Origin of the sequence: Pseudomonas sp. 21LCFQ02 (genome assembly GCF_024129895.2) — a bacterium.
Lineage (GTDB): Bacteria > Pseudomonadota > Gammaproteobacteria > Pseudomonadales > Pseudomonadaceae > Aquipseudomonas.
In genome coordinates this window covers 2,170,273-2,187,523 of sequence record NZ_CM178749.1, presented here as the reverse complement: position 1 = coordinate 2,187,523, position 17,251 = coordinate 2,170,273, and the positions used below count along the sequence as shown (strand labels likewise).

The following is a 17,251-nucleotide window of genomic DNA, read 5'->3' as shown; positions in this document are numbered from 1 at the left end:
AAAGGCTTCGGGGCCAAGGTGAGTGCGATGCTAGAGACAGATTGACTTGCTGAAAACGCCGTTTATGCTGCGACAACTTGTCCGTTCCAATCAGTGGGAATTTCTGATGAGCACAGCATCTGAAGGCACCGGCGCCCTGGAAAAAGCCATGGATGTACTGGAAGCCGTGGGTTCCAGCCCCAGCGGCCTGTCCCAGAGCGAGCTGGCGCAGAACCTTGGTCTACCGCGTACCACGCTATACCGGATCATCGCCACGCTGATCGAACGCGGCATGATCCGCCGCGACCCGGTGCGCAAGGTCTACCGCCTCGGGTTCCGCTATATGGAACTGGTGCGCAATGCCTACCTGATGCCCGACCTGGTCGCCGCTGCCAGTTTCGAGCTGCGTGCCCTGCGTGACCTCACCGGCGAGACGTCATACCTGGCGGTGCTCGATGGCAACCAGGTGATGTCGCTGGAACGCTGCGACGGTGCCCACACCCAACGCTCATCGGCCAGCCTCGGGCAGAGCAAGCCGGTGTACTGCACCGGCCAGGGCAAGGCGATTCTCGCCGCCATGGACGAGCAATCGCGGGAAGAAATTCTCAAGGGCCTGACCCTCACCCCACTGACGCCACTGACCCTGGTCGACCGTCGCCGCCTGAACGCCGAATTGCGCATCACCCAAGTGCGCGGTTACGCCATCGACAACGAAGAAATCCGCATGGGCGTGCGCTGTGTGGCAGCGGCGATTCGGGACAGCTCGGGCAAGGTCCATGGGGCACTGAGCGTGGCCGGCCCGGCTTACCGCCTGACCCTGGAGCGCCTGGAGCTGCTCGGCCCGGAGTTGGCCGAGGCGGCGCGGCGGGTGGGCGCGCAGTTGTCGGAGACGACGATAAAAATCAACGACAACGAACTGGAGCTGGTCGACGGCCCGTGGTCGTTCCATGGCGCCTTCGCGCGCTGGAGCGAAGCGCGCCAGGCGCTGTTCTGGGCCGATACCCTGGCCCCGGCGATCCGCATTCGTGACCACCAGGGCGACCGGGTTTTCGCCCGCTTCGACGCACCGATTCACGGCCTGGAACTGCACCGCAACGGCTTGCTGGTGAGCCACGCCCACGGCTGGTCGCTGCTCGATGAGCAGGGCAAGGAGCAGCCGCTGGCCAACTGGCCCGGCAAGCAGTTACTGGCCCTGGCCAGCCACCCCGACGGCAGCCTGTGGGCCAGCATAAAAACCGCCAGCGGCTGCAGCCTGGGTGAACTCAACCCGCAAGGCGAACTGCGGGCGGCCTGGCAGTTTCAGGAGCCCATCGGCAGCTTCTGCTGGGACGCCGAAGGCGCCTCGGTGTATGCCGTGGGGCCAGAAACCGGCACATTGTTCGTGATGCGCCGCGACGCCGCCAACGTGCGCCGGCTGGCAAGCCTGCCCAAAGGCTCTGGCAGCCCCAGCGGTATAGCACTGGACGCCGAAGGCGGCGTATGGACCACCTTGCGCGACGGCTGGAGCCTGGTGCGCTTTGGCCCCGACGGCGCGCTGGACCGCATGATCGGCCTGCCGGTGCCTGGCCCGATCGACCTGGCCTTTGCCGGGCCTGACAAAGACACCCTGTACATCACCAGCTCGCGCCATGACCTGCCCATGGAAACCCTGAGCAATGCCCCGGCCTCCGGGCATTTGCTGCGCCTGGATCCCGAACTCAAGGGCGTTACTGCCCACGCCTGCCATTGGGGCACGCGCTGATTCACTTTCTTCAAGGACCCGAACCATGAGCTTTCACGACCGCATACCGCTGTGCCCCGAGATCCTCGACTTTCTCGCCACCAGCCGCCGGATCGGCGCCAGCGACGGCAGCCTCGAAGGCGGCCGCGAGGCATTCCTGCGCGTCTGCCGCCATTTCACCCCGCCACGCCCGGACGGCTGGCAGGTCAATGACTTGCAGGTAGACGCACTGCCGGTGCGCCTGTACCTGCCGCTCGCACAAGCCCCGAGCGGTGGCTGGCCGGTGCTGCTGTACCTGCACGGCGGTGGTTGGGATCATGGCCATCTGGACACCCACGACTGGTTCGCCCACGCCATCGCCCGGCGGTTGAAGATTGCGATTGTCGCGGTGGCCTATCGGCTGGCGCCGGAGCATCCCTTCCCGGCCTCGCTGGATGACAGCCTGAGTATTCTGCACGCCATTCGCGCCGGCCGGCTGAGCGATGCCCTGAACCCACAACGCATAGTGGTGGCCGGCGACAGCGCCGGCGGCGCCCTGGCCGCCGGGCTATGCGTGAGATTGCGCGATCAGGGCCAAGCCCAGCCGCTGGGGCAGGCGCTGCTGTACCCGGTACTGACTACCCACAGCCATGAGCCCTCGGCCAGCCTGTACTTCGATGCTCCGTCGCTGTCGGTCGAGTCGCTGGCCGGTTGCCTGTCACGTTACCTGCCTGACCCCGCGCTGCGCGAACATCCGTGGGCCATGGCCCTGCACGCGAAAAGTTTCGAGGGCCTGGCACCGGCATTCATCGGCGTGGCCGAACACGACATTCTCTACAGCGAAGGCCTGCACTACGCCGAGCGCCTGCGCCAGGACGGTACGTCGGCAACGGTGCATGTGGGCAAGGGCATGGTGCACGGCAGCCTGCGCGCCATGGGCGTGGCCGAGGTGGAGCGGTTTTATGACGCGCTGGCGGCGGCGATCGAGGGGTTTGTGCGGGGTTGAGGCCTGGGCAGCTTCACTGGCAATACCTGCGCCACGCCAAACACCACTTCCATCACGGTAAACGCCAACAGCAGAAAACTGGCGCCCTGGGTCACGGCATACACCTGCCAGACGGCGAACAATCCCCTGGCCAGCGCATCGTACCAACCCACTTGCCGGGTGGGATGGTGCCAGCGCCATAGCGACCAGACCACCACTGCGCTGCCCAACAAATGACGAACAGCATGAAGCTGGCGTCGGGCTGCGGCACCGGCCGCTGCTGTGGTGCGCACCACAGGACTCCGGTGAGCAGCTGGCGCAGTTGTTCCAGGAAAAGATCGCCGTGCTGGATGAGCGCATTGCGCAGATGCAGATGCTGCGGGCGGCGCTTGTCGAACGGGCCGGGCAGCAGTGTCCTTTGCACGCCCCTGCGATTGACGACAACGGCTGATCGGGATGGCCGGTTGCCTGACTGCTGCCACGTACGCTAATTTAGAAAACAATTATCATTTGCGTATTTTTCCGGCGTCCTCTCCCCTGCCATGACCTCACCTTCCGATAACGCCCACAGCGCACAAGTGGCCAACCTGTATCTGCAAAACCATGACTGGATCAAGCAGTGGATCACCCGCCGCCTGGGCAATGCCAGCGACGCCGCCGAACTGACCCACGACGTGTTCGTGCGCCTGCTGGCGCAGCCACGCAGTTTCGACAGCGACCAGCACGCCCGCGCTTACCTGAGCCGGGTGTCACGGCATTTGTGCATCGACTTCTGGCGCCGCCGACAGCTGGAGCAGGCATGGCTCGAAGCGTTGCAACAGCGCCCGGACCTGCGCGCGCCGTCTGAAGAACACCAGGCCATCGTCATAGAGACACTGCTACAACTACAGACGATGCTGCAACGCCTGCCAGACAAGGTCGCCGAGGCGTTCGGCCTGTCGTTGCTCGAAGGCCTGGGCTATCGGGAAATCGGCGAGCGGCTGGGGGTCAGCGAGCGCATGGTCACCAAGTACATGGCCCAGGCGATGTTCCAGTGCGCGCTGTTGCAGGCCGAACTCGACGGAGCACTGAGGTGAGCGACGCCAGGCTGGAGCACGCCACTCTGCAACAGGCTGCCGACTGGTTCGCGCGCCTGCAAGGCGCCAGTGACGATGCGCAATTGCAGGCCGCGTGGCGCGACTGGCTGCACGCCAGTGAGCAGCATCGCCAGGCCTGGCACTACATCGAAAGAGTCAGCCAGTCGTTCGCCAGCCTTGGGGCCCAAGGGCCTGCCGCTCATCAGACACTGCTCGACCAGCGCCGCAGCAAGCACGGGCGACGCCAGGTGCTCGGCCAGCTCAGCGTAGTGGGCGGTATCGTGCTGCTCGGCGGGCTTGGCTGGCAGCAGGATTGGCACCAGCGTCTGCCGCTGGTCGGCGCACGCTATCGCAGCAGCAACGAGTTGCGCCACGAGCGATTGGCCGATGGCAGCCAGATTTGGCTCAACGCCAGGACCGCGCTGGATGTCGAATTCGATGGCCGGCAGCGCCGCTTGCGCCTGTATGCCGGGGAGGTGCTGATCGACACAGGCAGCGATCCGCGGCCGTTCCAGGTGCAGACCCGCGCCGGCGTGCTGATACCGCTGGGCACGCGCTTCAGTGTGCGCCAACAGGGCGGGCAGACCCTGCTCAATGTCTTTGCCGGCGCGGTGCAGGTGCGCTGCGCCAACCATGGGCAGTACGCCGTGGCGGCGGCCGGGCAGAGCCTGAGCTTCGACGCCGACACCTTGGGTACACCAGGCAGCGCACTGGCGCAGCGCGAAGCCTGGAGCAAGGGGCTGCTGCTGGCCGAGGACATGACGCTGCAGCAGTTCATCGCCGAACTGGCGCCCTGGCGTCACGGGCATCTGGGCGTTGCCCCCGAGGTCAGCCAATTGCGGGTGATGGGCAGTTTCTCGCTGCGCAACACCGACCAGGCGCTGGCGCAGTTGCAGGAAGCGCTGCCGGTGCAAGTGGTCAAGCGTTTCGACTGGTGGGTGACGGTAGAGCCGCGCTGAGTGCAAGCCGCTGCCTGAAAAAAATTGTCCCGTCGCAGTTCCGGTTTTCATCGCAGGTTCGGATTACCAGATAACAAGCTGATAACAACCTTCTGCCATCCGACATTCTGCGCTGTGCCAAGGAGCCGCCATGCCTCGCCATTCCTTCCTCCCGACCCCGCTGCTATTGGCCATGAGCCTGGGCGCCAGCTGCCTGCTGGCACCACTGCCAGCGGCACTGGCCAGCGAGCAGAGTCCGGTGCAGGGCTTCGACATTCCGGCAGGACCGCTGGCCACCCAGCTCAATGTGCTGGCCGCACAGACCGGCCTGTACCTGGCAGCCGATGCCAGCCTGACCCGTGGCCGTCAGAGCCACGCGGTCAAAGGCCTGCTCAGCGCCGAGCAAGCCTTGCAGCAAATGCTGACCGGAACCGGCCTGCAGGTGGTGCGCCGCGAAACCGGGCGTTTCCAGTTGCTACCGGCCGTAGAGAACAACGCAGCGCTGAACCTTGACGCCACCACCATCTCCAGCCACACCCTGGCACAGGACACCGACAGCAGCGGTACCTACACCGTCGGCAACAGCCGCAGCGCTACGCGCATGAACCTGTCGCTGCGTGAAACACCACAATCGGTCAGCGTGATGACCCGCCAACGCATGGATGACCAAGGCCTCAACGACATCACCAAGGTGCTGGAGCAAACCCCGGGGCTGTCGGTGCAGAGCCTGGGCAGCGAGCGGTTCAATATCTATTCACGCGGTTATTCGGTGGATAACTTTCAGTTCGACGGCCTGCCGACCACGCTGGATATCGTCAGCCAGGTGTCGGCCCAAAGTCTGGCCGACATGGCCATCTACGACCGCGTCGAAGTGCTGCGCGGCGCCACGGGGCTGCTGACCGGGGCCGGTGATCCCTCGGCGACCATCAACCTGGTACGCAAGCGCCCCACCGCACAGTTCCAGGGGCATCTGTCCGCCGGGGTGGGCTCGTGGAACAAATACCGCAGCGAAGTCGATGTGTCCGGGCCGCTGACCCCCACCGGCAATCTGCGTGGCCGCAGCGTGGTCGCCTACCAGCAGAACGACAGCTACATGGACCACTACCATCAGGAAAAGCAGGTGTTCTACGGGGTGTTTGAAGCGGACCTGAGCGACAGCACCCTGCTCACCGCCGGCATGGATTACCAGAAAAACAAACCCGAGGGCTCGTCATCGGTGGCCTTTCCGCTGTTCTACAGCAACGGCACGCAGGCTGACTTTTCCCGCGACACCAACAGCGCCAGCCGCTGGAGCAGCAACCGGCAGAACATCCTCAACAGTTTTCTGACCCTGGAACACAAACTGGCCGGTGACTGGACGCTAAAGGCCAGTCTCAACCAGATGTACATCGACCGCGAGTACAGCCTGGCCACCGCCAGCTGGGGCTTCCCCGACCCTGTCAGCGGGGCTGGCGTGCGCCTGTATGGCGGCGCAGGGAGCACCTGGCAGAAGCAGACCAGTGTCGACATCCAGGCCCAGGGCCCCTTCGAGCTGTTGGGCCGCAGTCACGACCTGATCGTCGGCTACAACTACTCGAAATTCGACAACCGCCACGACCCGCTGCGCGGCACTGCCATCGAAGGCACGGCGGTCAATGTCTACACCTGGAACAACTACACCTCACGGCCGGTCACCCACCTGGGTCAGTTGTACGACGGTGACACCACCATCTATCAGCGTGGCACCTACCTGGCAGCCCGCTTGCACCCGACCGAACAGCTATCGGTCATCCTCGGTGCCCGCGCCAGTGACTACGACTACACCTATGACCTGAGCTACATGCTGACCCCGGCGCGCAACAGCACCACCACCTACAAGGAGTCCGGCGTGGTCACGCCCTATGCCGGGGTGGTCTATGACCTGAACGACGAGCACTCGGTGTACGCCAGCTACACCAACATCTTCAAACCGCAGAGCGTACGCGACAGCAGCGGCGCCACGCTCAAGCCACGCGAGGGCGACAACTACGAGATCGGTTTCAAGAGCGAACTGCTCGACGGACGGCTGAATACCAGCATTGCCGCCTTCGAAATCCGCCAGGACAACCTGGCCGAAGTCGACCCCGGTCAGGTGATCCCCGGTACCACCAGCGCAGCGTATCGGGCCGTAAAAGGTGCCAGAACCCGTGGCTTCGAAATGGAAGCCAGCGGCGACCTGACCCCTGACTGGAACCTCAGCGCCAGTTACAACCACAGCATTACCAAGAACGCCGACGGCGAGCGGATCAACACGGTGGCTCCGGCCAACATGTTCAGGCTGTTCAGCACTTATCGCCTGCCGGGCGAACTGAATCGCCTGACACTGGGCGGCGGGGTCAACTGGCAGAGCGGCATTCACTTCACCGCCACGCCATCGGATCTGGGCAGGACGGTCAAGGCCACCCAGGACGCCTATGCGGTGTTCAACCTGATGGGGCGCTACCAGATCACCGACCAGCTCTCGGCAACCCTGAACATCAACAACCTGTTCGACAAGAAGTACCTCAGCGCCCTGGACACCACGTTCTATAGCGGTTACTACGGTGAACCGCGCAATGTGATGCTGTCGACCCGCTACCGGTTCTGACAGGCTGTTGACGCTGGCAGCAGGGTGCGAAAAATTGCCACAGGGGCGGCAAAGGTCGGGCGATTGGGTAGAATGCGTCTCGCTAATGAGAATCATCACCAAATCTACTTTCCGTAGCTGCCCCAGGTCTCTCGATGAACACTGCTGTCCCCCTCACCCGGCCCGCGCCCCGCATTCTGGTCGTCGATGACCATCGCAAGATCCGCGACCCTCTGGCGGTGTATCTGCGTCGTCATCAGTTTGAGGTACGTACTGCCGAGGACGCTGCCGGCATGTGGCAACTGCTGCAGCAGCAGTCGTTCGATGTCGTCGTGCTGGACGTGATGCTGCCCGATGGCGACGGCTTCGAGCTGTGCCAGCGGCTGCATCGGCGCGATAACATTCCGGTGATTTTGCTCACCGCACGCGACACCAGCGACGACCGGGTGCGCGGCCTGGACATCGGTGCCGATGATTACGTGACCAAGCCGTTTGACCCGCGTGAGCTGGTGGCGCGGATCAACAGCCTGCTGCGCCGTCGCGGTAGCAGCATAGCGATACCCAGTGCCGCGCCCGCCAGTCATGACACCCAGAGACACGAATTTGCCGGCATGAGTTTTACCGCCAGCAGCGGTACATTGCTGCGCGCCGATGGCACGGCAGTACGCCTGAGCACGGTGGAGAGCCGTCTGCTGGGCGTGTTTCTCGCCCACCCCAATCAGGTGCTGAGCCGTCAGCGGCTGATCGACCTGACCACCCGCCCGGACCACGAGGTGTTCGACCGCGCCATCGACCGGCAGATCAGCCGCCTGCGCCGCAAACTGGACGACAACCCCGCCGTCCCTGAATTGCTGCGCACCATCTGGGGCGACGGTTACCTGCTGGCCGCCAGCGTCACGACCCACGTCCTATGAAGTGGCTGCGGCGGCTCTCGCTACAACGGCTCTGGCCAAGGCGTATGGCCCATCAACTGGGCCTGCAGCTGCTGCTGGCGCTGCTGGCCTGCAATGCAATTGCCATGCTCTACCTGCAACGCACCGGCGCGTTGCTGCACCCGCTGTCGCGCACCCTGGCGCTGGAACGGCTGATCACCGCCTATCATGCGGCCGAGGGCCTGACGCCCGAAGACGCCTCGCACTTGCTGGCGGCCATGCAAACCCATGAAGCGCATTTCTGGGTCGCCAGTAAAGCGGTGGCCGATACCCACGACATGCGCCCCGAAGAACAGCGGCTGATCACCGACCTGCGCCAGCGCCTTCCGCTGCCCGACAGCGTGCGGATCGGCATGCAACTGGAACGCACCAGCGGCGCCAATGCCCGCGAATGGGTGTTCAGCGGTGCCGGCTGGGCGCCTTTGCGGCTGCGTACCAGCATCGATCTGCCCAACGGCGGCTACCTCAATGCCATACAGCACCCCACTGGCAGTTACGAATGGACCCGCATTCTTAGCTACAGCCTGCCGGTCACCACCCTGCCGGTGCTACTGATCGTGTTCTTCTTCATGCGCCGGGTGGTGCAACCGGTCAATAACCTGGCCCAGGCTACCGAACGGGTCAGCCGCGGTGAATGGATCGCGCCACTGCCCTTGCAGGGTCCGCAGGAAGCCCGTGACCTGACCCACGCCTTTAATGTCATGCAAGAACGTATCGCCCGGCATGTAGAAGGCCGCACCCGAATGCTGGCGGCGATCAGTCATGACCTCAATACGCCGATCACCGAATTGCGCCTGCAAATCGAGCTGCTCGACGACGCCCCTGCCCGCGACGACATGCTGGAAAGTCTCGATGAGTTGCAGGCCATGGTCCGCGAAACCCTGAACTTCGTGCGCGGCGATGCGGTGCAGGAAGACACGGTGCGGATGTCATTGAGCGATCTGCTTGACGATCTGGCCCGCCGCTACGCCAGCATGGGGCAGGCCATCGGCTGGCAGCGCGGCGCGGAGATTGTCTGCCATTGTCGGCCGCTGGCGCTCAAACGCGCGCTGACCAACCTGATCGACAATGCCTTGCGCCATGCCGGCGATGCGCATCTCAGTGCCTGGACAGCCGGCGGCGAGATCATCGTGCAAGTGCTGGATCACGGCCCGGGCATCGAACAGGCCTGGCTGAGCCAGGTGTTCGAGCCGTTCGTGCAGCTTGGTCAGAGAAACTCAGACCATAGCCAGGGCGGCGGGTTGGGCCTGGGGCTGGCGATTGCCCGCGCCTGCATCCAGGCCCATGGCGGCGAGTTGATCCTGGAGAATCGCCCGCCCGCCGGGTTGTGCGCGGTGGTGCGGCTGCCAGAGGCCTACTGACACCCCCCCCCATCAATTGGTAAGCGATCCCCTGTAGGAGCTGCTTCAGCAGCGAAGGGCGGCGAAAGCCTTCGCAGCTAAAGCCAATACTGTTCACTTAAGCAAAAATGGGTACTTGACTACATGGCCGATTGAGGGGCTGTCCTCGTCGTCGGACGGGATAGCCGCTCATCTTGCGCTTAACGCCTCGCGGATTGGCCTTGCCTCGACTGCTGATGCACTTGCCGCGCAAGATCTCTTTCAAAACCGATTCACGCCAAAGTTCGACGTGCTCAGGGGGGAAAAGCTGCCGCTTGCGGCAGCTTCCTTCTGACTACCCACACGGCGTTCGTAAAACCCAGCCTGTCCGGGTCGATCGCTGCCTTATCAGCCGCCTGGATCATCAACTGGCGGATTGCAAAATGTGCCAGTAGAAAACCCCACATCTCTTGCTTGACCAGTTCGGGCTTCTTGCTGCGCAGTACCGTGCTGGCTCCGCGCAAATGGGTTTTGAGTTCATCGAAGACGTTTTCGACCTCCCAGCGCTCGTGATACAAGGCGGCCAACTCTGCTGCAGGAGCTTCCTCAGGCACTAGCAGGTTGGTCACCAGTCGGTAGCGCTCACCCAGTTGCCCCTCCTCATCCACCAGAGTGAACTCCACGACCCGTACGCGATGGCTGTTTTTTCGGTTTCGGCCATGGAGTTCGTACGTCGTACTCAAATACGAGCCATCACTGAGGCATTCTTCGACTGGCAGCTTGACGGTACTTTTGACTCGCCAAAGCAATTTACCTCCACACTGAGTCGCCAAACTCCAAAGCTTGAAGCTGTAGAAGCCCCGGTCGGCCATCAGTAACTCGTCAGATCGAAGATGTTCGGGCAACAATCGCTCTGCCAGGGTTTGCTCGCTCTGGCGGCAATTCCCAAGCTGGGCCGCCGTGATGACATGGGTTCCGCACTCGACCAGGTTGACGAGCCGCAGTTGTGGAAACGCACTGCTACCTCTCGATGAAGGCGGGTAGCCAAAGTAGTCGGCGTTGGCTTGCTCGTCAGCCACGTCGAGGACGGTGCCATCAAGGCCCATCAAGCGCCAACCACGATACCAGGCACCTCGGGTCTCGGGCGTGGCCAGCGGGCGTAGCACCCGTTGTGCGAGACCCTGCATGACTTTGGCACCTAGCCGGTTGCGGGCGGCCGAAATCGCCGATTTGGTGGGTAGTTGGAGGTTGTGAGGATGAGCTCCGGCGCCAATATTGAGCCAGTTCGCGCCCTCACAGACGATCCGTAAAACCTCTTCGAGCGGAGCGTCACGCCAAAGCGCCATGGCCATTACGTAATAGACAACGGTGGGGGCAGTTAACAGACGTTCACGTTGGCTGCCGCGTCCTGTTTGTTTGAGAACTTCGTCGATCAAGGTACGAGGACAGCTGTTTATCAACACACCTGCACTGATCAAATGAGCCAGATCGAGGGAGTCTGGAAGGCATTTGCGTGTCCGAGCCACAGGCGTGTCCTCCTGAGCCATTTACAGGAGGATAGCTCGGCCAGCATTCACTTCGTCTAACTGAACAGTATTGCAGCTAAAGCTGGTCCTACAGACAGAAGCCCGGTGTTTGCCGGGTGATCCACCAATCAGAACCGCACAGTAGTGCTCGCCCACAGGGTACGGCCGTAGTTGACGGTGCCGTAGGTCTCATCATCCAGGCGTTTGTCAGCGACGTTCTGCAAGGCCGCGTTGAAGCTCAGGTTCTTGCTGAACTCGAACGAGCCGCCGATATCGCCAGTGGTGTAGGCCGGCGCCGCTTCTTCGGTCAGGGTGGTGCCGTATTCCTTGCCGTAGTAGTTCACAGCCGCATACACGCTCAGCCGGTCGTTGAGCTGCCAGTCGGCGCGCACGTTGGCCTTGCGCTCCGGGGTCAGCGCCAGTGGTGCCCCGGCGTTGGCACCGCTCTTCTGCTCGGAGTCGGTGTAGGTGAAGTTGGCCTTGAGCGCCACGCTGTCAGTCACATCCCAGCGGCCGTTCAGTTCCAGCCCCTGAATCACCGCCTTGTCGACGTTGACGCGCTCCATGATCAGGTAGCCGTTCCAGCGCTCGGTGGTGGTGACCGTCGAGAGCTTGTCCTGGAAGTCGTTGTAGAACACCGTGGCGCCGGCCGACAGGTTGTCGCGGTTCGACCACAGCGCCGACAGCTCGTAGTTGGTGCTGGTTTCGGGTTTCAGGTCCGGGTTGCCGAGCATCGCCCAGGTATTACGGCGCAATACAGCGTAGTCCTGAATCACCGCACGCAGCTCAGGCGCCTTGAAGCCCCGCGACACACCGCCTTTGAAGGTCCATTCATCGGTGGCATTCCACACCCCGTAGACCCGCGGGCTGAAGTGCACGCCATACTGCTCGTGGTGGTCCATGCGCAGGCCGGTGGTCAGGGTGAAGGCATCGGTGACCGACCACTCGTTTTCGGCGAACAGCGCCTTCTGCACCACCGAATACTCGTAGTTGCGGCGGTCGTTCAGGCCCTGGTTCCAGTCGGTGACGGTGCTGTCGTTCCACTGGGTGCCGACCGTGGTGATGTTGTGCTCGGTGGGGATCACCAGCTTGGCGTCGAATACGGTATTTTCCACGGTCGGCTTGCGGCCCAGCACGTCGCTCTGGCTGGCGCTGGCCAACCCTTCGCGGCTGGATTTCTCATAGGCCAGCGACACGTCCGAAGTCGCCCAGCCCCAACGGCCCTGGTGCGAGATCGACCAGTGATCACGGTTGTTTTCCTGCTCGCGGGTCGACCAGTTGGCACTCAGGCCGTCACCGTTCTTCAAACGAGTGGCACCGGCCTCAAGCAGGATATCGTGGTCGGCATTCGGAGTGATCGCCAGGCGCGCGGTCAGGTCCTTGTGGTCGGCCTTGCTGAAACCGTTGGTGACTTCGACGTCATCGTCAGCCTGACGGTCCAGATAACGCCCCCAGACCTGCAAGCCCAGCAACTTGTCCATGATCGGGCCGCTGAGGAAGAACTGAGTCTGCCGGGCATTGCCCTGGTCGCTGTGCTGGCGCGCCGAGTAATCGTAGGTAAGCGAGCCGGTCCACTCCGGGGTGACCTTGCGGGTAATGATGTTGATCACCCCGCCGATGGCGTCCGAGCCATACAGCGACGACATCGGGCCACGCACCACTTCGATCCGCTCGATGGCCTCGGCCGGCGGGATGAAGCTCTGCTCATACCCACGGTTGCCGTTGACCCGCGACTCGCGGGCGCTCTGGCGCTTGCCATCGACCAGAATCAGGGTGTAGTCGGCAGGCATGCCACGGATCGAAATATCGGTCTCGTTGGCGCTGCCGTTGACCGTCACGCCTTCCACATCACGCAGCGCGTCGGTCAGGTCATGGAAGGACTTCTTGCGCAGCTCGTCGCCGGTAATCACGGTGATCGACGCCGGCGCCTGCTCCACGGTCTGCTCATAACCCGCCGCCGTAACCACCACATCTTCCAGCGAAATCACGCTGGCCGTCTCGACTGCTTCCTGAATCTGCTCTTGGGCGAAGACCTGGCCGCTGACCAGCGTGGCCAGGGCGAATTGCATCATTACAGCCGAAGGCCGCAGACGGAATGGAGAAGACATGGGCGTTCCTACGATTCAGGGGAGGTAAAAGAGAATCGTATGCATCTGCACTCAGGAAGGTTGGACAAGATGTGACAAGTGCTGCGGTGCGCCTCACCCCTGCCAGCTACCAGCCGCCGCTGGCCTCGAACCCTACCCCCAACGCGGTCAGCAATGACAGCGGCAGCAACAGGGTGTCGAACAGCGCGCTGGCCGGCAGGTCCAGGGCCGGATAGCGCGGTGCTTCAGTGCCGAAACGCTCTTGGGCACAGCAGCCGCCCTGCAGCGCGTACAGGTCCAGGCGGGTGCCGGCATACACCAGCGGCGCGCCTGGCTGAGCGGCATTCAAGGTATTGACCGTGGCGCAGCCGCTCAGACCGAGCAGCAACACCACCAAGGCCAGTTTACTCATCACTGCCCATATGATGCTCGCCCCAGCGTGGCAACATGTCTTGCGGGATATTGAGCAGGTTGAGAATCCGCGCCACCACAAAATCCACCAGGTCATCGATAGTCTGCGGCTGGTGATAGAAGCCCGGCGAAGCCGGCAAAATCACCGCGCCCATGTTCGACAGTTTGAGCATGTTTTCCAGATGAATGCTGGAATACGGCGCTTCACGAGGCACCAGGATCAGCTGGCGGCGCTCTTTGAGGGTTACGTCAGCGGCGCGCTCGATCAGGTTATTGCAGGCGCCAGTGGCAATCGCCGACAGGGTGCCGGTTGAACACGGCACCACCACCATCGCGCTGGGCGAGCCAGACCCCGAGGCCACCGGCGACATCCAGTCATCGCGGCCATACACCCGAACCTGCCCGGCTTCGGCACCGGTGTACTCGGTGAGGAAGGCTTGCATCATCGCCGGCTTTGGCGGCAGGCGCACGTCGGTCTCGGTGGCCATCACCAGTTGCGCGGCCTTGGAGATCAGAAAGTGCACCTCGCGGTCTTCACGCACCAGGCAATCAAGCAGGCGTAGCGCGTACTGCGCCCCGGAGGCGCCGGTCACCGCAACGGTGATGCGCTCCGGGCCGCTCATTGCAGCGGCTCCTGTTGCAGCGCTTCGGCCAGTTTGCCGTGCAGGCCGCCGAACCCGCCGTTGCTCATGATCACCACATGGGTTCCGGACTGGGCCTGGCTTTTAACCCGCGCAATGATCGCTTCGAGCGAATCGCAGACCACCGCCGGCACCGTGCATTCAGCCGCCGTAGTGCCCAGATCCCAGCCCAGATTCGGCGGCGCATACCAGACCACCTGGTCGGCCTGCTGCACGCTGTCTGGCAGACCATCGCGGTGCGCGCCGAGCTTCATGGAGTTGGAGCGTGGCTCGATGACCGCGATGATCGGCGCATCACCGACCTTTTTGCGCAAACCGTCCAGGGTGGTGGCAATCGCAGTCGGGTGGTGGGCGAAGTCATCGTAGATCGTAATGCCCTGCACCTCGGCCACCACTTCCATGCGCCGTTTGACACTCTTGAAGGCGCTCAGCGCCTGTACACCCAGAGCAGGCACCACCCCGACGTGGCGGGCGGCAGCCAGAGTGGCAAGGGCGTTGGCGACGTTGTGTTGACCGGTCAGCGGCCAGTCGACCACGCCTTGTACCTGGCCTTCGAACACCACCTCAAAGCGCGAACCGTCTTCGCTGAGCAAACGCGCCTGCCATTGACCGCCCTCGCCAGTGGTCTGCACCGGGGTCCAGCAGCCCATCTGCACCACGCGCTGCAAAGCCGTCTCGGTAGTCGGGTGAATGATCAGGCCCTCACTGGGGATAATCCGGACCAGATGGTGGAACTGCCGCTCTATGGCGGCCAGGTCCGGGAAGATGTCCGCATGATCGAACTCAAGGTTATTGAGAATAGCGGTGCGCGGGCGGTAATGGACGAACTTGGAGCGTTTGTCGAAAAACGCGCTGTCGTACTCGTCGGCCTCGACCACGAAGAACGGCGTATCGCCGAGCCGCGCCGAAACCGTGAAATTCTGCGGGATGCCACCGATCAAGAAGCCCGGCGCCATGCCTGCGTGTTCCAGGACCCAGGCCAGCATGCTGCTGGTGGTGGTCTTGCCGTGGGTGCCGGCCACGGCCAGTACCCAGCGGCCTTGCAGCACGTGATCGGCCAGCCATTGCGGGCCTGAGACGTACGGCAGGCCGCGATTGAGCACGTATTCCACCGCCGGGTTGCCACGCGACAGCGCGTTGCCGATGACCACCAGATCCGGCGCCGGGTCAAGTTGCTCGGGGTCGTAGCCCTGGGTCAGCTCGATGCCTTGCGCCTGCAACTGGGTGCTCATCGGTGGATAGACATTGGCGTCGGAGCCGGTTACCCGGTGCCCCAGTTCCTTGGCGAGAACCGCCAGCGAGCCCATGAACGTGCCGCAGATACCAAGAATATGAATATGCATGACCACCTCTAAAATCCTTCGCGCAGGGTAGCCCAGGGAAGGTGAAATCGCACCCGCTGTTTATTGGCCTGTTCGACCAGATCTACGTCTGAAGTTCAGCCTACAGAACAGGGGTTTATGGCCTACGCTTGTGGACTGCACGAATGAAAAGCTCAGACGATAGTCACAAAAAAGAACTTCCACTCAAGGAGGCAACACCATGCGTTACGCTCATCCCGGTACCGAAGGCGCCATCGTCAGCTACAAGGAGCGCTATGGTAACTACATCGGCGGCGAGTTCGTCGCCCCGGTCAAGGGTCAGTACTTCACCACCACTTCGCCGGTCAATGGCCAGCCAATTGCCGAATTTCCCCGCTCCACGGCCGAAGATGTCGACAAGGCCCTGGACGCCGCCCATGCTGCCAGCGAGGCCTGGGGCAAGACCAGCGCCCAGGCCCGCGCCCTGGTGCTACTGAAGATCGCCGACCGGATCGAAGCCAACCTGGAAACCCTGGCCCTCACCGAGACCTGGGACAACGGCAAGGCCATCCGCGAAACCCTGAATGCCGACATTCCGCTGGCTGCCGACCACTTCCGCTACTTCGCCGGCGCGCTGCGCGCCCAGGAAGGCAGCGCTGCCGAGATCGACGCCGGAACCGTGGCCTATCACATCCATGAGCCGCTGGGCGTGGTCGGGCAGATCATCCCGTGGAACTTCCCGATCCTGATGGCTGCCTGGAAACTCGCGCCGGCGCTGGCTGCCGGTAATGCCGTGGTACTCAAGCCCGCCGAACAGACCCCGCTGGGCATCACGGTGCTGGTCGAGCTGATTGGCGACTTGCTGCCGCCGGGCGTACTCAACATCGTCCAGGGCTTTGGTCGCGAGGCCGGTGAAGCACTGGCCAGCAGCAAGCGCATCGCCAAGATTGCCTTTACCGGTTCGACCCCGGTGGGTTCGCACATCATGAAGCTGGCCGCCGAGAACATCATCCCGTCGACCGTGGAGCTGGGCGGCAAATCGCCAAACATCTTCTTCGAAGACATCATGAACGCCGAACCGCAATTCATCGAGAAGGCCGCCGAAGGTCTGGTGCTGGCGTTCTTCAATCAGGGCGAAGTCTGCACCTGCCCGTCCCGCGCCCTGATCCAGGAGTCGATCTACCCGCAGTTCATCGACGCGGTGCTGAAAAAGATCAAGCAGATCAAGCGCGGCGACCCACTGGACACCGAGACCATGGTTGGCGCCCAGGCCTCGCAACAGCAGTTCGACAAGATCCTCTCCTACCTCGACATCGCTCAGGAAGAAGGCGCCGAGCTGCTGACCGGCGGCAAAGTCGAAGCCCTGCAAGGCGATCTGGCCAGCGGCTATTACATTCAGCCGACCCTGCTCAAAGGCACCAATAAAATGCGCGTGTTCCAGGAGGAAATCTTCGGCCCGGTGGTCAGCATCACCACTTTCAAGGACGAAGCCGAAGCGCTGGCGATTGCCAACGACACCGAATTCGGCCTCGGCGCCGGGGTGTGGACCCGCGACATCAACCGCGCCTGGCGCATGGGCCGCGGTATCAAGGCCGGTCGGGTCTGGACCAACTGCTATCACCTGTACCCGGCGCACGCCGCGTTCGGCGGTTATAAAAAGTCTGGTGTAGGCCGGGAAACCCACAAGATGATGCTCGACCACTATCAGCAGACCAAAAACCTGCTGGTCAGTTATGACATCAATCCGCTAGGGTTCTTCTGAGCACTGAATCC

The 17,251-nt window shown here is 62.9% G+C and carries 15 protein-coding genes; 9 read left to right on the top strand and 6 right to left on the bottom strand.

Annotated features, from left to right (window positions below):
- Positions 1 to 106 precede the first annotated feature (106 nt).
- Together NJC40_RS09925 and NJC40_RS09920 are read left to right on the top strand one after the other, a co-directional pair.
- Positions 107 to 1,720 (top strand): IclR family transcriptional regulator domain-containing protein, encoded by a 1,614-nt coding sequence (locus tag NJC40_RS09925; protein ID WP_253142520.1) that lies wholly within the window; start codon positions 107 to 109, stop codon positions 1,718 to 1,720.
- A gap of 25 nt (positions 1,721 to 1,745) precedes the next feature.
- Positions 1,746 to 2,684: an alpha/beta hydrolase gene (locus tag NJC40_RS09920; protein WP_253142521.1), complete on the top strand. Its 939-nt coding sequence runs from the start codon at positions 1,746 to 1,748 to the stop codon at positions 2,682 to 2,684.
- On the opposite strand, the gene NJC40_RS09915 is transcribed toward NJC40_RS09920, so the two are convergent.
- Positions 2,639 to 2,956, bottom strand: coding sequence for a hypothetical protein (locus NJC40_RS09915; protein WP_052483393.1), 318 nt, complete (start codon positions 2,954 to 2,956; stop codon positions 2,639 to 2,641). The genes NJC40_RS09920 and NJC40_RS09915 overlap by 46 nt on opposite strands.
- Positions 2,957 to 2,985: 29 nt before the next feature.
- Between NJC40_RS09915 and NJC40_RS09910 the strand changes: the two genes are divergently transcribed.
- From NJC40_RS09910 to NJC40_RS09885, 6 genes are all read left to right on the top strand, one after another.
- Complete coding sequence (locus NJC40_RS09910; RefSeq protein WP_269451206.1) at positions 2,986 to 3,114, top strand: hypothetical protein; 129 nt, start codon at positions 2,986 to 2,988, stop codon at positions 3,112 to 3,114.
- Between the two features lie 91 nt (positions 3,115 to 3,205).
- Positions 3,206 to 3,739: a sigma-70 family RNA polymerase sigma factor gene (locus tag NJC40_RS09905; protein ID WP_045487216.1), complete on the top strand. Its 534-nt coding sequence runs from the start codon at positions 3,206 to 3,208 to the stop codon at positions 3,737 to 3,739.
- Complete coding sequence (locus tag NJC40_RS09900) at positions 3,736 to 4,698, top strand: FecR domain-containing protein (RefSeq protein ID WP_253142522.1); 963 nt, start codon at positions 3,736 to 3,738, stop codon at positions 4,696 to 4,698. The genes NJC40_RS09905 and NJC40_RS09900 overlap by 4 nt, the downstream gene beginning before the upstream one ends.
- A 130-nt stretch (positions 4,699 to 4,828) precedes the next feature.
- On the top strand, positions 4,829 to 7,282 hold the full coding sequence (locus tag NJC40_RS09895; RefSeq protein ID WP_253142523.1) for a TonB-dependent siderophore receptor: 2,454 nt from the start codon (positions 4,829 to 4,831) through the stop codon (positions 7,280 to 7,282).
- 134 nt (positions 7,283 to 7,416) lie between these two features.
- On the top strand, positions 7,417 to 8,175 hold the full coding sequence (locus tag NJC40_RS09890) for a response regulator transcription factor (RefSeq protein WP_253142524.1): 759 nt from the start codon (positions 7,417 to 7,419) through the stop codon (positions 8,173 to 8,175).
- A gap of 44 nt (positions 8,176 to 8,219) precedes the next feature.
- Positions 8,220 to 9,554 (top strand): ATP-binding protein, encoded by a 1,335-nt coding sequence (locus tag NJC40_RS09885; protein ID WP_253142525.1) that lies wholly within the window; start codon positions 8,220 to 8,222, stop codon positions 9,552 to 9,554.
- Between the two features lie 272 nt (positions 9,555 to 9,826).
- On the opposite strand, the gene NJC40_RS09880 is transcribed toward NJC40_RS09885, so the two are convergent.
- From NJC40_RS09880 to mpl, 5 genes are all read right to left on the bottom strand, one after another.
- A complete protein-coding gene (locus NJC40_RS09880) occupies positions 9,827 to 11,059 on the bottom strand; it encodes an IS4 family transposase (protein ID WP_253143067.1) in 1,233 nt (410 codons plus the stop codon).
- Positions 11,060 to 11,166: 107 nt separating this feature from the next.
- Positions 11,167 to 13,146 (bottom strand): TonB-dependent receptor domain-containing protein, encoded by a 1,980-nt coding sequence (locus NJC40_RS09875; RefSeq protein ID WP_253143035.1) that lies wholly within the window; start codon positions 13,144 to 13,146, stop codon positions 11,167 to 11,169.
- 106 nt (positions 13,147 to 13,252) lie between these two features.
- Positions 13,253 to 13,537: a YceK/YidQ family lipoprotein gene (locus NJC40_RS09870; RefSeq protein WP_253114988.1), complete on the bottom strand. Its 285-nt coding sequence runs from the start codon at positions 13,535 to 13,537 to the stop codon at positions 13,253 to 13,255.
- Entirely contained in the window at positions 13,530 to 14,159 is a 630-nt protein-coding gene (gene ubiX, locus NJC40_RS09865) for a flavin prenyltransferase UbiX (RefSeq protein WP_045487201.1), read from the bottom strand. The genes NJC40_RS09870 and ubiX overlap by 8 nt, the downstream gene beginning before the upstream one ends.
- Positions 14,156 to 15,520: a UDP-N-acetylmuramate:L-alanyl-gamma-D-glutamyl-meso-diaminopimelate ligase gene (gene mpl, locus NJC40_RS09860; RefSeq protein ID WP_253114990.1), complete on the bottom strand. Its 1,365-nt coding sequence runs from the start codon at positions 15,518 to 15,520 to the stop codon at positions 14,156 to 14,158. Before mpl ends, ubiX begins: the two co-directional genes overlap by 4 nt.
- 199 nt (positions 15,521 to 15,719) lie before the next feature.
- On the opposite strand from mpl, the gene exaC reads away from it, so the two are divergent.
- Positions 15,720 to 17,240: an acetaldehyde dehydrogenase ExaC gene (gene exaC, locus NJC40_RS09855; RefSeq protein ID WP_045487198.1), complete on the top strand. Its 1,521-nt coding sequence runs from the start codon at positions 15,720 to 15,722 to the stop codon at positions 17,238 to 17,240.
- Positions 17,241 to 17,251: the final 11 nt, after the last annotated feature.

Bases quoted from the DNA above. Each gene is read 5' to 3' on its own strand.
- NJC40_RS09925 (WP_253142520.1), top strand. From the start codon at position 107: ATGAGCACAGCATCTGAAGGCACCGGCGCCCTGGAAAAAGCCATGGAT.
- NJC40_RS09920 (WP_253142521.1), top strand. From the start codon at position 1,746: ATGAGCTTTCACGACCGCATACCGCTGTGCCCCGAGATCCTCGACTTT.
- NJC40_RS09905 (WP_045487216.1), top strand. From the start codon at position 3,206: ATGACCTCACCTTCCGATAACGCCCACAGCGCACAAGTGGCCAACCTG.
- NJC40_RS09895 (WP_253142523.1), top strand. From the start codon at position 4,829: ATGCCTCGCCATTCCTTCCTCCCGACCCCGCTGCTATTGGCCATGAGC.
- NJC40_RS09890 (WP_253142524.1), top strand. From the start codon at position 7,417: ATGAACACTGCTGTCCCCCTCACCCGGCCCGCGCCCCGCATTCTGGTC.
- NJC40_RS09885 (WP_253142525.1), top strand. From the start codon at position 8,220: ATGGCCCATCAACTGGGCCTGCAGCTGCTGCTGGCGCTGCTGGCCTGC.
- NJC40_RS09880 (WP_253143067.1), bottom strand. From the start codon at position 11,059: ATGGCTCAGGAGGACACGCCTGTGGCTCGGACACGCAAATGCCTTCCA.
- NJC40_RS09875 (WP_253143035.1), bottom strand. From the start codon at position 13,146: ATGTCTTCTCCATTCCGTCTGCGGCCTTCGGCTGTAATGATGCAATTC.
- NJC40_RS09870 (WP_253114988.1), bottom strand. From the start codon at position 13,537: ATGAGTAAACTGGCCTTGGTGGTGTTGCTGCTCGGTCTGAGCGGCTGC.
- ubiX (WP_045487201.1), bottom strand. From the start codon at position 14,159: ATGAGCGGCCCGGAGCGCATCACCGTTGCGGTGACCGGCGCCTCCGGG.
- mpl (WP_253114990.1), bottom strand. From the start codon at position 15,520: ATGCATATTCATATTCTTGGTATCTGCGGCACGTTCATGGGCTCGCTG.
- exaC (WP_045487198.1), top strand. From the start codon at position 15,720: ATGCGTTACGCTCATCCCGGTACCGAAGGCGCCATCGTCAGCTACAAG.